General features: G+C 58.1%; 12 protein-coding genes. 11 read left to right on the top strand and 1 reads right to left on the bottom strand.

Going from position 1 to position 12,708, the window contains the following annotated elements:
* The first annotated feature begins 25 nt into the window (after positions 1–25).
* The 7 genes from odhB (at position 26) to CGA21_RS25870 (ending at position 8,362) form a co-directional block, all read left to right on the top strand.
* Complete coding sequence (gene odhB / locus CGA21_RS25900) at positions 26–1,246, top strand: 2-oxoglutarate dehydrogenase complex dihydrolipoyllysine-residue succinyltransferase (RefSeq protein ID WP_188265342.1); 1,221 nt, start codon at positions 26–28, stop codon at positions 1,244–1,246.
* A 98-nt stretch (positions 1,247–1,344) separates the two neighbouring features.
* Positions 1,345–2,781, top strand: coding sequence for a dihydrolipoyl dehydrogenase (gene lpdA, locus CGA21_RS25895; RefSeq protein ID WP_020799802.1), 1,437 nt, complete (start codon positions 1,345–1,347; stop codon positions 2,779–2,781).
* Between the two features lie 337 nt (positions 2,782–3,118).
* On the top strand, positions 3,119–4,285 hold the full coding sequence (gene sucC / locus CGA21_RS25890; RefSeq protein ID WP_007919879.1) for an ADP-forming succinate--CoA ligase subunit beta: 1,167 nt from the start codon (positions 3,119–3,121) through the stop codon (positions 4,283–4,285).
* A complete protein-coding gene (gene sucD, locus CGA21_RS25885) occupies positions 4,285–5,166 on the top strand; it encodes a succinate--CoA ligase subunit alpha (protein ID WP_007919877.1) in 882 nt (293 codons plus the stop codon). The genes sucC and sucD overlap by 1 nt, the downstream gene beginning before the upstream one ends.
* A 460-nt stretch (positions 5,167–5,626) precedes the next feature.
* Positions 5,627–6,940, top strand: coding sequence for a branched-chain amino acid transport system II carrier protein (brnQ, locus tag CGA21_RS25880; protein WP_188265341.1), 1,314 nt, complete (start codon positions 5,627–5,629; stop codon positions 6,938–6,940).
* 283 nt (positions 6,941–7,223) lie between these two features.
* Positions 7,224–7,961 carry a DUF599 domain-containing protein gene (locus CGA21_RS25875; RefSeq protein ID WP_110746325.1) on the top strand — a complete coding sequence of 246 codons (738 nt, stop codon included), beginning with the start codon at positions 7,224–7,226 and terminating at the stop codon, positions 7,959–7,961.
* Positions 7,961–8,362: an MAPEG family protein gene (locus CGA21_RS25870; protein ID WP_110746327.1), complete on the top strand. Its 402-nt coding sequence runs from the start codon at positions 7,961–7,963 to the stop codon at positions 8,360–8,362. The genes CGA21_RS25875 and CGA21_RS25870 overlap by 1 nt, the downstream gene beginning before the upstream one ends.
* A gap of 64 nt (positions 8,363–8,426) precedes the next feature.
* On the opposite strand, the gene CGA21_RS25865 is transcribed toward CGA21_RS25870, so the two are convergent.
* Positions 8,427–8,663, bottom strand: a complete 237-nt coding sequence (locus CGA21_RS25865; protein ID WP_033044611.1) for a hypothetical protein — start codon at positions 8,661–8,663, stop codon at positions 8,427–8,429.
* A gap of 159 nt (positions 8,664–8,822) precedes the next feature.
* Between CGA21_RS25865 and CGA21_RS25860 the strand changes: the two genes are divergently transcribed.
* The 4 genes from CGA21_RS25860 to CGA21_RS25845 all read left to right on the top strand — a co-directional run bounded on the left by CGA21_RS25860 (position 8,823) and on the right by CGA21_RS25845 (position 12,531).
* The gene (locus tag CGA21_RS25860) at positions 8,823–9,299 is read left to right on the top strand and encodes a PaaI family thioesterase (protein ID WP_188265340.1); all 477 of its coding nucleotides are present in this window, start codon (positions 8,823–8,825) and stop codon (positions 9,297–9,299) included.
* A complete protein-coding gene (locus CGA21_RS25855) occupies positions 9,296–9,748 on the top strand; it encodes a PaaI family thioesterase (RefSeq protein ID WP_020799796.1) in 453 nt (150 codons plus the stop codon). The genes CGA21_RS25860 and CGA21_RS25855 overlap by 4 nt, the downstream gene beginning before the upstream one ends.
* 81 nt (positions 9,749–9,829) lie before the next feature.
* Positions 9,830–11,734 carry a molecular chaperone HtpG gene (gene htpG / locus CGA21_RS25850; protein WP_110746630.1) on the top strand — a complete coding sequence of 635 codons (1,905 nt, stop codon included), beginning with the start codon at positions 9,830–9,832 and terminating at the stop codon, positions 11,732–11,734.
* A gap of 68 nt (positions 11,735–11,802) precedes the next feature.
* On the top strand, positions 11,803–12,531 hold the full coding sequence (locus CGA21_RS25845; protein WP_188265339.1) for a dienelactone hydrolase family protein: 729 nt from the start codon (positions 11,803–11,805) through the stop codon (positions 12,529–12,531).
* Positions 12,532–12,708: the final 177 nt, after the last annotated feature.

Below are 12,708 nucleotides of genomic sequence, written 5' to 3'. Positions count from 1 at the left end.
AACCGAATTTAAGGAACCACAGATAATGGCTATCGAGATCAAAGCCCCCACTTTCCCGGAATCGGTTGCCGATGGCACCGTTGCCACCTGGCACAAAAAACCGGGCGACGCGGTCAAGCGCGACGAACTGATCGTCGACATCGAAACCGATAAAGTCGTACTCGAAGTGTTGGCTACCGCTGACGGCGTGCTGGGCGCTATCGTCAAGAACGAAGGCGACACCGTTCTGTCCGACGAAGTCCTGGGCTCCATCGAAGCGGGCGGCGCTGCTGCCGCTCCAGCTGCTGCGGCACCTGCCGCCGCTGCCCAGGCTGCTGCCCCGTCCGCCGAAGGCGAAGACGATCCTGTTGCTGCACCGGCTGCGCGTAAGCTGGCTGAAGAAAACGGCATCAACATCGCTTCCGTTGCCGGCACTGGCAAAGGCGGTCGCGTGACCAAGGAAGACGTGGTTGCAGCCGTTGCTGCCAAGAAAGCCGCTCCGGCTGCCGCGCCTGCCAAGGCTGCCGCACCTGCCGCTGCTGCTCCGGTGTTCGCTGCCGGCGATCGCATCGAGAAGCGCGTACCGATGACCCGCGTGCGGGCCACCGTTGCCAAGCGTCTGGTCGAAGCCCAGTCGAACATGGCGATGCTGACCACTTTCAACGAAGTCGACATGACCGAAGTCATGGCGCTGCGTTCGAAGTACAAGGATCTGTTCGAGAAGTCCCACAACGGCGTGCGCCTGGGCTTCATGTCGTTCTTCGTGAAAGCGGCCACCGAAGCGCTGAAACGCTTCCCGGCTGTCAACGCCTCGATCGACGGCGCTGACATCGTTTACCACGGCTACGCTGACGTCGGCGTTGCAGTTTCCAGCGATCGCGGCCTGGTTGTTCCGGTTCTGCGTAACGCCGAGCTGATGAGCCTGGCTGAAATCGAAGGCGGCATCGCTACCTTCGGCAAGAAAGCCCGCGACGGCAAACTGTCGATGGACGAAATGACCGGTGGTACCTTCACCATCACCAACGGCGGTACCTTCGGTTCGATGATGTCGACCCCGATCGTCAACCCGCCACAAGCAGCCATCCTGGGCATGCACAACATCATCCAGCGTCCTATGGCCATCAACGGCCAGGTCGTTATCCGTCCGATGATGTACCTGGCCCTGTCCTACGATCACCGTCTGATCGATGGCAAAGAAGCTGTGACTTTCCTGGTGACCATCAAGAACCTGCTGGAAGATCCGGCTCGTCTGTTGCTGGATATCTGATAGAAGCAGTCGCGAGCTGCAAGCCCAGGCTGTCGGAAAACCCGCAGCCTGGCTTGTCGCTTGCGGCTTCAAGCTTTTCGCTAAAGAGGATTTTTTGAATGTCGCAGAAATTTGACGTAGTAGTGATCGGCGCGGGCCCTGGCGGCTACGTAGCTGCCATCAAGGCCGCTCAGTTGGGCCTCAGCACTGCCTGCATCGAGAAGTACACCGACAAGGATGACAAACTGGCTCTGGGCGGTACTTGCCTGAACGTCGGCTGCATTCCGTCCAAGGCGCTGCTGGACAGCTCCTGGAAGTACAAGGAAGCCAAAGAAGGCTTCGCGATCCACGGTATCAACCACGCTGGCGTGACCATGGACGTGCCAGCAATGGTCGGCCGTAAAGCCACCATCGTCAAAGGCCTGACCTCCGGTGTTGCTACCCTGTTCAAAGCCAACGGTGTGACCTCCATCCAGGGTCACGGCAAGCTGCTGGCCGGCAAGAAAGTTGAAGTCACCAAGCCTGACGGTTCGGTAGAAGTCATCGAAGCCGAGAACGTGATCCTGGCACCAGGCTCGCGTCCGATCGACATTCCACCGGCTCCGGTCGACCAGAATGTGATCGTCGATTCCACCGGCGCCCTGGAATTCCAATCCGTACCAAAACGCCTGGGCGTGATCGGCGCTGGCGTGATCGGTCTGGAGCTGGGTTCGGTCTGGTCGCGTCTGGGCGCAGAAGTGACTGTCCTGGAAGCCCTGGACACCTTCCTGATGGCCGCTGACGCAGCCGTTTCCAAGGAAGCGCTGAAAACCCTGACCAAGCAGGGCCTGGACATCAAGCTGGGCGCTCGCGTGACCGGCTCCAAAGTGAACGGCGACGAAGTCGTGGTGAACTACACCGATGCCAACGGCGAGCAGAACATCACTTTCGACAAGCTGATCGTAGCCGTTGGTCGCCGCCCGGTGACCACTGATCTGCTGGCTGCCGACTGCGGCGTGACCCTGGACGAGCGCGGTTTCGTGCACGTCGACGATCACTGCGCCACCACCGTACCGGGCGTCTACGCCATTGGTGACGTGGTTCGCGGCATGATGCTGGCGCACAAAGCGTCGGAAGAAGGCATCATGGTTGTCGAGCGCATCAAGGGCCACAAGGCCCAGATGAACTATGATTTGATCCCTTCGGTTATTTATACTCACCCGGAAATCGCGTGGGTTGGTAAAACCGAGCAGGCCTTGAAAGCTGAAGGCGTTGAAGTTAACGTCGGCACCTTCCCGTTCGCAGCCTCCGGCCGTGCCATGGCTGCCAACGACACCGGTGGTTTCGTCAAGGTCATCGCAGATGCCAAGACAGACCGCGTATTGGGCGTCCACGTGATTGGCCCAAGCGCTGCCGAACTGGTTCAGCAGGGTGCGATCGGTATGGAATTCGGCACCAGCGCTGAAGACCTGGGCATGATGGTTTTCTCCCATCCGACCCTGTCTGAAGCCTTGCACGAAGCTGCTTTGGCAGTGAATGGCGGCGCCATCCACATCGCCAACCGCAAGAAGCGTTGAAGGCTATGTGAAAACGTCGCGAGCGACGGAAAGACAAGGCAAAAACAGGTGAGAAAGCGGAGTTGACGTCAGTCAATGAGCATTTTGAACCTGTTTTTAACGCAGTATTTCCGAGCGCAGCAGTTTTCACATGTCTGAAAAGACAATAAGAAACCACGGCGGAGTGGCCCGTCGTGAGCCTTGCATGCAAGACTCACCGCGGAATATCCGCTGGACGCAGCCTTGCATGGCTGCACCGGTTGTCCGGAAAGGCCATGCAAGCAGCAGTCACAGGTGGTGCGGCACTTGAATGAGTGCAGCACCGAATGCGCAGTACCTAACGAAGACGGTAATAAGCATGAATCTTCACGAGTATCAGGGTAAGCAGCTGTTCGCTGAATACGGCCTGCCAGTTTCCACCGGTTACGCGGTAGACACCCCGGAAGCAGCAGCAGAAGCTTGCGACAAGATCGGCGGCAGCGAGTGGGTTGTCAAAGCCCAGGTCCACGCCGGTGGTCGCGGTAAAGCGGGCGGCGTTAAGCTGGTTCGCAGCAAAGAAGACGCTAAAGCATTCGCACAGCAGTGGCTGGGCAAGCGTCTGGTGACTTACCAGACTGACGCCAATGGTCAGCCAGTCACCAAGATCCTGGTTGAATCGTGCACTGATATCGCTAAAGAGCTGTACCTGGGCGCTGTCGTTGACCGTTCGAGCCGTCGCATCGTGTTCATGGCTTCCACCGAAGGTGGCGTGGACATCGAGAAAATCGCTCACGACACTCCAGAAAAAATTCTGAAAGCCACTATCGATCCACTGGTTGGCGCTCAGCCATTCCAGGGTCGCGAGCTGGCATTCCAGCTGGGTCTGGAAGGCAAGCAGGTTGCTCAGTTCGCCAAGATCTTCGTTGGCCTGGCCAAGCTGTTCAAGGATCACGACCTGGCCCTGCTGGAAGTGAACCCGCTGGTGATCAAGGCTGACGGCGATCTGCACTGCCTGGACGCCAAGATCAACATCGACGCCAACGCCATGTACCGTCAGCCTAAGCTGAAGACTTTCCACGATCCGTCGCAAGACGATCCGCGCGAAGCGCACGCTGCCAAGTTCGAACTGAACTACGTAGCACTGGAAGGCAACATCGGTTGCATGGTCAACGGTGCTGGCCTGGCCATGGGTACCATGGACATCGTCAACCTGCATGGCGGCAAGCCAGCCAACTTCCTCGACGTGGGCGGCGGTGCTACCAAAGAACGCGTTACCGAAGCGTTCAAGATCATTCTGTCCGACACCAACGTCGCTGCAGTACTGGTTAACATCTTCGGCGGCATCGTTCGTTGCGACATGATTGCCGAAGGCATCATCGGTGCAGTGAAAGAAGTCGGCGTGAAAATCCCGGTTGTTGTTCGCCTTGAAGGCAACAACGCTGAGCTGGGCGCTAAAGTACTGGCAGAAAGCGGTTTGAACATCATCGCTGCTACCAGCCTGACCGACGCTGCTCAACAAGTTGTCAAAGCTGCGGAGGGCAAATAATGAGCGTCCTGATCAATAAAGACACCAAAGTTATCTGCCAGGGTATTACCGGTTCGCAAGGTAGTTTCCACACCCAGCAAGCCATCGAGTACGGCACCAAGATGGTTGGTGGTGTAACTCCAGGCAAAGGCGGCACCGAGCACCTGGGCCTGCCAGTGTTCAACACCGTGAAAGACGCCGTAGCGGCCACTGGCGCCACCGCCAGCGTGATCTACGTTCCGGCTCCTTTCTGCAAGGACTCGATCCTGGAAGCTGCTTTCGGCGGCATCAAGCTGATCGTGTGCATCACCGAAGGCATTCCTACCCTGGACATGCTGGACGCTAAAGTTAAGTGCGACGAACTGGGCGTAGTCCTGATCGGCCCTAACTGCCCAGGCGTGATCACCCCAGGCGAATGCAAGATCGGCATCATGCCAGGTCACATTCACTTGCCAGGCAAGGTCGGTATCGTTTCCCGTTCCGGCACCCTGACCTACGAAGCTGTGAAGCAAACTACTGACGCCGGTTTCGGTCAGTCGACTTGCGTCGGCATCGGTGGTGACCCGATCCCGGGTTCGAACTTCATCGACATCCTGAAGCTGTTCCAGGAAGACCCGAAGACCGAAGCGATCGTGATGATCGGTGAGATCGGCGGTTCGGCTGAAGAAGAAGCGGCTGCCTACATCAAGGCACACGTGACCAAGCCGGTTGTTTCCTACATCGCTGGTGTAACTGCTCCTCCGGGCAAGCGCATGGGCCATGCTGGCGCAATCATCTCTGGCGGCAAAGGCACTGCAGACGAGAAATTCGCTGCTCTGCAAGACGCAGGCGTTAAAACCGTGCGTTCGCTGGCAGACATCGGCAAGGCCCTGGCCGAGCTGACCGGTTGGGCTGTCAAGTAAGCCTCGCGCTTAGCTGACGCTTCACCAAACAAAGGCCACCTTCGGGTGGCCTTTGTCGTTTCCGGGGTTTGAGATGTGTGCTGGGTTTTTGTGGCGAGGGGATTCATCCCCGTTCGGCTGCGCAGCAGTCGTGAAATCAGCAACGCGGTATTTCTGATACACCGAATGTGACAGTTCTGGGACCGCTTTGCGGTCCAACGGGGATGAATCCCCTCGCCACAGGGTCGGGGCAGGAAAATTAAGTATGTAAACGCGACATGGAAACGTCGTGTATCGGATAGTTCGCCCTCAAACAGTGCGTTTGTCGCCCAAATTCGTTAGGCTACGCGCCATTTTTGCGTCCGCGCCCACAAGGCTGCAACGCGCTTAAAGGGTTGGCCCCATACGGACCGACAGCATTTCCCTCACCCATAGGGAAATCCCTCTCTAAATTCCGATTCAGTAGTGTGGTATTTCCTTAATGAAAGTGTTGAAAGGCCAGGATATCCTGGCACTTGGTTTTATGACGTTTGCCCTGTTCGTCGGGGCTGGCAACATCATCTTCCCGCCTATCGTCGGTTTGCAGTCCGGGCCTCATGTCTGGATGGCGGCACTGGGCTTCCTCATCACCGCAGTCGGTCTACCCGTAGTCACTGTCGTTGCCCTGGCCAAGGTCGGTGGCGCCATGGATGCGCTGAGCAGCCCGATTGGCAAGATCGCCGGTGGCTTGCTGGCAGCAGCCTGCTACCTCGCTGTCGGCCCGCTGTTCGCCACGCCGCGTACCGCTACCGTATCCTTTGAAGTCGGCCTGGCACCCCTGACCGGCGAAAGCCCACTGGCGTTGTTGCTCTACAGCTCGGTGTACTTCCTGGTGGTGTTCTTCATTTCGCTCTATCCGGGCCGTCTGCTGGACACCGTCGGACGTTTCCTCGCACCGCTGAAGATCATCGCGTTGGCCGCGCTCGGCATTGCTGCGTTCGCGTTGCCTGCCGGTGATATCGGCCATGCAACGCCTGAGTACGTGGCGGCGCCGTTTTCCCAGGGGTTCATCAATGGTTACCTGACCATGGACACCCTCGGTGCACTGGTGTTCGGTATCGTGATCGTCAATGCCATTCGCTCGCGCGGCGTCGAGTCGCCAGCGCTGATCACCCGCTACGCGATCATTGCCGGCTTGATCGCTGGCGTGGGCCTGGCTTTGGTGTACATCAGCCTGTTCCGCCTGGGCTCGGGCAGCCATGAAGTGGCGGCTGGCGCTACCAACGGCGCGGCGGTCTTGCACGCCTACGTACAACACACCTTCGGTTCCCTGGGCAGCGGATTCCTTGCGGTGCTGATTTCCCTGGCGTGCCTGGTAACGGCTGTCGGCCTGACCTGCGCCTGTGCCGAATACTTCAGCCGTGTGCTGCCACTGTCCTACAAGACGCTGGTGATCATCCTCGCGGCGTTCTCGCTGCTGGTGTCCAATCTGGGCCTGACCAAGCTGATCGCGTTCTCGATCCCGGTCCTGACCGCGATCTACCCGCCGTGCATCGCCTTGGTGGCCCTGAGCTTCTGCAAGGACTTCTGGCATGAACAAGGGCGCATTGTCGGCCCGGTGATGCTGGTGTCGTTCATCTTTGGCCTGATCGACGCGCTCAAGGGTGCGGGTCTGGCGGATTGGATGCCGTCTCAGTTGGCTCACTTGCCGTTGAGCGAGCAGGGCCTGGCATGGCTGGTGCCCTCGGTGATGACCCTGGTGGTCGCGGTGGTTTGCGACCGTCTGCTGGGCAAGCGCGAAGAAGCGCTGGCTTAAGCTTTACCGGCCCGTCACAAGCGGGCCTGTAAACAACGCAGAAATGCCCCGTATCAATCGATACGGGGCATTTTTTTATGGGGTGATGCGGTGTCTTTTCTTCTGCGCTAACGTCGAAAGACTGCGCAATCCCCTGTAGGAGCGAGCATGCTCGCGAAAAACCTGAGAGCAACGCGTGTATTCAGTAAACACGCGCCATAGTTCGCGACCTTCGCGACCTTCGCGAGCATGCTCGCTCCTACAAAGGGTACGGTGTTCCTGCTACTACATCACAAGGACCTGCATGTCGTTCATCCAAGCCAACCTGATTCACATCCTCGCTGCCATCTGGTTCGTCATCTGCTGGGGCGGCTACACCCGCTATGCGACCTGGAAAGGCCGAGATACGGCCTGCCTGGCCAGCGTGCTGCATCTGTATCGCGAAGACTGGATGCGCCGCATGCTGCTGCGTGACAACCGCATCGCCGATGCCAGCGTGATCGGCAACCTGGAGCGCAATGCGTCGTTCTTTGCCTCCAGTACCCTGATTATCCTGGCCGGTATTCTCACGGTGCTTGGGGCGTCGGAAAGGGCGGTGTCGTTGCTGGCGGATATCCCGATGGTGCAACAGGCGTCCCAGGGGATGTCCGAGATCAAGTTGTTGTGCCTGGCACTGGTGTTCGTCTACGCGTTCTTTACCTTCAGCTGGTGCATGCGCCAGTACAACTTCGCGGCCATCCTGGTGGGCTCTGCGCCCATGGTGGGTGAGCGACATGTGTCGGAGCTGGAGCGCAAAGCCTTTGCCAACCGTGCTGCCCGGGTTATCTCCATGGCCGCCAACCAGTTCAACTTCGGCCTGCGTTCCTACTATTTCGGCATGACCATGCTGGCCTGGTTCGTCAGCCCCTGGCTGTTCATGTTGATGAGTGCCGGCGTCGTGTTTGTACTGTACCGCCGTGAGTTTCACTCCGACGTTCTCGATGTCATGGTCTATACCCCTACAGAGGCACCGTTGCCCGAGGTGAACAAAGAGGCCGCTTGATGAGTATTCCATTCTGGTGCGTATTTATCAGTGCCGTGCTGATTTACGTGGCGCGCATGCCCGTGACCACGGCGATGAAAGAGCAGGGGGGTTACAACAACCACCTGCCGCGCCAACAACAGGCGCAACTTACAGGCCTGGGCGCGCGCGCGGTGGCGGCCCATCAGAACAGCTTCGAAGCCTTCATATTGTTTGCGGTGGGCGTGTTGATGGCCCACACCACGCAAACAGCGGGATGGCTCATCGATTGGCTGGCGATTATCTTTGTGGTAGCGCGGGTGATCTATCTGGTGTGCTATTGGAAGGACCTGGCCTGGCAGCGAAGTCTGGTTTGGCTGGTGGGTTTGATCTGCTCGTTGTTGTTGATGATCAGTCCGACTTTTCGAACGATTTTGCTCTAACGGGTCAATCGCCGATAAAAGAAAACCCGCACTTGGCGGGTTTTCTTTTATCGCGAGAAGCGGCTTATTGCTTCTTGGCAGCTTCTTCTTGTGCTGCTGCGTTCGATTCAGCCTGAGCTTTGGCAGCTTCGGCGTTTTCTTTCGCCGCGTCGTTCACTTTATCCTGAGCTTTGTTCATGTCTTGCTGCGCTTGCTCAGCATGTTTGGTGGCATCTTGAGCTTTGTCCTCGGATTTTTTATCGCAGGCAGCGAGACCGAGGGAAGCGGTCAACATCAAGGCAATAGCTAAAGTCTTACGCATGGGGTGTTTCTCCTTGTGGAAATTATCTATCTGGCCTTAAGAGCACAGCCATCAGGGTTAAGTTCCTCAAATCCCAGAGATATATAAGTTTGTTCTAACGCGGAACTTTTACCTGGGCCCCGACTTCACTGAAGCGCTGTAAACAAGAGTCTTTATCAAATGGCTGAAAATCCCGTTTTTGAGCGTGCAACACGATTTTTGTCGGCGCTACGACATTGCCAGGTGCTCGGATTACGAGTTCACAGCGCCACTGCCGACGGGCTCACAGTGGTGCTGCCTTATAGCCCGCAGATCGTCGGCAATCCCCTGACGGGCGTGATTCACGGCGGCGTCCTGACCACGTTGATGGACACCGCTTGCGGCATGTCTACCCTCTGCGTGCTCCCGGAGTTTGAAGTTTGCCCCACCCTCGACTTGCGCATCGACTACATGCACGCCGCCGAGCCGCACAAGGATGTCTACGGTTTCGCGCAATGCTATCGGGTGACCACTGATGTGATCTTTGCCCGAGGCTTTGCCTATCAGGATGATCCCGAACAGCCCATTGCCCATGTCGTGGGCACTTTCATGCGCATGGGCAAGGGCATCAAAGGCACCAAGGGTTTTGGTGGCGTCATCGCCGGAGGTGCGGCATGAGTGAGTCTTTCAAGGAGCAAGTGCAACTGGCCCATGAGCGGGGAGAGTACGCCCCGTTGTTGAGCCTGATTCCCTACGCCAGTTTGATCGGTGTCGAATGCTCGCGGGTGGGGGATGAGTTGTTGTTTCGCCTGCCGGCCAACAAGGACAACATAGGTAACCCGTTATTGCCGGCCATCCATGGCGGCGTGATCGCCGGTTTCATGGAGCTGTCCGCCGCGCTGCACCTGTTGGTGGCCACCGGTTCGCCGGGCGTGCCGAAAATCATCGACTTCTCCCTCGATTACCTGCGCGCCGGGCAGTTTCGCGATACCTGGGCCCGCTGCCAGGTCTGTCGTCAGGGACGCCGGGTCGCCAACGTGGCGGTGACCGCGTGGCAAAGCACCGAATCCGAACCCATTGCCACGGCACGGGCGCATTTCAAACTCGATGAGCCCTTGAAATCCTGAATGGAGCCCCCAACTCTGATGACAACCCGCCGCCGACCCTCATGGTCGCGGCTTATGCCATCTGATTGGAGTTTGATGACCATGAGTGTGGAAACTCAAAAGGAAACCCTGGGCTTCCAGACCGAGGTGAAGCAACTGCTGCACCTCATGATCCATTCGCTGTATTCCAACAAGGAAATTTTCCTTCGCGAACTGATCTCGAACGCCTCTGACGCTGTAGACAAATTACGTTTCGAAGCGCTGGCCAAGCCGCAATTGCTCGAAGGCGGCGCTGAACTGAAAATCCGTGTGAGCTTCGACAAGGACGCCAAGACCGTCACCCTCGAAGACAACGGCATCGGCATGAGCCGCGAAGACGCGATCACCCACTTGGGCACCATCGCCAAATCCGGTACCGCCGACTTCATGAAGCACCTGACGGGCGACCAGAAGAAAGACTCGCACCTGATCGGTCAGTTCGGTGTCGGCTTCTACTCGGCCTTCATCGTCGCCGACAAAGTCGATGTGTACAGCCGTCGTGCCGGCAGCGATGCCAGCGAAGGCGTGCACTGGTCGTCCAAAGGTGAGGGCGATTTCGAAGTCGCGACCATCGACAAGGCCGAGCGCGGTACCCGTATCGTCCTGCACCTGAAATCCGGTGAAGACGAGTTCGCCGATGGCTGGCGCCTGCGTAACATCATCAAGAAGTATTCCGACCACATCGCCTTGCCGATCGAGTTGCCCAAAGAAGTGGCAGCTGTCGAGGGTGAGGAGAAGCCTGCCGTTGAATGGGAAACCGTCAACCGCGCCAGCGCCCTGTGGACCCGTCCGCGTACCGAGATCAAGGACGAGGAATACCAGGAATTCTACAAGCACATCGCCCACGACTTCGAAAACCCGCTGAGCTGGAGCCACAACAAGGTCGAAGGCAAGCTGGAATACAGCTCGCTGTTGTACGTGCCGGCCCGTGCTCCATTCGACCTGTACCAGCGTGAAGCGCCGAAAGGCCTGAAGCTGTACGTGCAGCGCGTGTTCGTCATGGATCAGGCCGAGTCCTTCCTGCCGCTGTACCTGCGCTTCATCAAGGGCGTGGTGGACTCCAATGACCTGTCGCTGAACGTGTCGCGGGAAATCCTGCAGAAAGACCCGATCATCGACTCCATGAAGTCGGCACTGACCAAGCGCGTGCTGGACATGCTGGAAAAGCTGGCGAAGAACGATCCAGAGCAATACAAGGGCTTCTGGAAAAACTTCGGCCAGGTCATGAAAGAAGGCCCGGCAGAAGACTTCGCCAACAAAGAAAAAATCGCTGGCTTGCTGCGTTTTGCCTCGACCAATGGTGATGACGGCGAACAGGTTGTCGGCCTGACTGAGTACCTGGCACGCGCCAAGGAAGGTCAGGACAAGATCTACTACCTGACCGGCGAAACCTACGCGCAAGTCAAGAACAGCCCGCACCTGGAAGTCTTCCGCAAGAAAGGCATCGAAGTGCTGTTGCTGACCGATCGTATCGACGAGTGGCTGATGAGCTACCTGAGCGAATTCGACGGAAAGGGCTTTGTCGACGTGGCACGCGGTGACCTGGACCTCGGCAACCTGGACTCGGAAGAGGACAAGAAAGCCGCTGAAGAAGTCGCCAAGTCCAAAGAAGGCCTGGTTGAGCGTCTGAAGACTGCACTGGGCGAATCCGTTGCTGAAGTACGGGTATCCCATCGCCTGACCGATTCCCCGGCGATCCTGGCCATCGGCGAGCAGGACCTGGGCCTGCAGATGCGTCAGATCCTCGAAGCCAGCGGGCAGAAGGTTCCGGATTCGAAGCCGATCTTCGAATTCAACCCGGCTCACCCACTGATCGAGAAGCTCGACAGCGAGCAGAGCGACGAGCGCTTCGGCGATCTGTCGCACATCCTCTTCGATCAGGCGGCCCTGGCGGCCGGCGACAGCTTGAAAGACCCGGCGGCCTATGTGCGCCGCCTGAACAAGCTGCTGGTTGAGCTGTCGGCTTAACGGCGTTGTAGAAAAACCCGCTTCGGCGGGTTTTTTCATTCTGGTGTTTAAATAATCAGGAGTCAGATATGAGCCAAATCACTGTACGTTCTGTTGCTTATCAGATTGACGGCCAGCCGTACGAAAGCCGCCTGGCCTTCGACGCTGACCACAAGGGGCCGCGTCCGGGTTTGTTGATGGCGCCGAACTGGATGGGCGTGGGTGCCGGTGCCGAGGAGATCGCCAAATCGGTCGCGGCCAAGGGCTATGTGGTGCTGATCGCGGACCTCTACGGCCAATCGGTGCGCCCACGGAACAATGATGAGGCAGGTGCGGCAATGATGCCGCTCAAGAATGACCGGCCGCTGCTGCGCAAGCGCATGCAAGTGGCGTTCGAGCAATTGCAAAGCCAGGGTGAGGTCGCTGTCGATACGTCGAAACTGGCCACGTTCGGTTTCTGTTTCGGTGGCTGCTGCGCGCTGGAACTCGCCCGTACGGGTGCGCCTGTGAAAGCGGCTGTCTCGTTCCACGGCACGCTGGATACACCGAATCCGGCCGATGCGAAAAACATCAAGGGCAAGGTGCTGGTACTGCATGGCGCTTCCGATCCATTGGTGCCTAAAGAACAGCTACCCGCGTTTGAAGATGAAATGAACGCGGCTGGCGTGGATTGGCAACTGCTGAGCTACGGCGGTGCGTTCCACTCGTTCACCGATCCGCACGCCAACGTGCCGGGCATGATGATGTACGACGCCAAGGTCGCCGCACGCGCGTTCACCTCGATGCACAACCTGTTGGATGAAGTGTTCAAGGGCTGACCGTGACGATCGTTCCCACGCTCTGCGTCACTAGTGTCCGGTAAAAACCAAAGGGGGAGCTTGCTCCCCCTTGCTGTTGGCGGCCGTCAGTCATAATCGGATTTTTCAGACTCGATTTTGGCTCATGTTTACCAGCACCCGTTTAGCCCACCTGCTCAGTGCGATCCCGCGCCAGTT

The organism is Pseudomonas sp. PSB11 (assembly GCF_014596605.1).
GTDB lineage: Bacteria > Pseudomonadota > Gammaproteobacteria > Pseudomonadales > Pseudomonadaceae > Aquipseudomonas > Aquipseudomonas umsongensis.
This window is presented reverse-complemented; position numbering and strand designations above follow the sequence as displayed.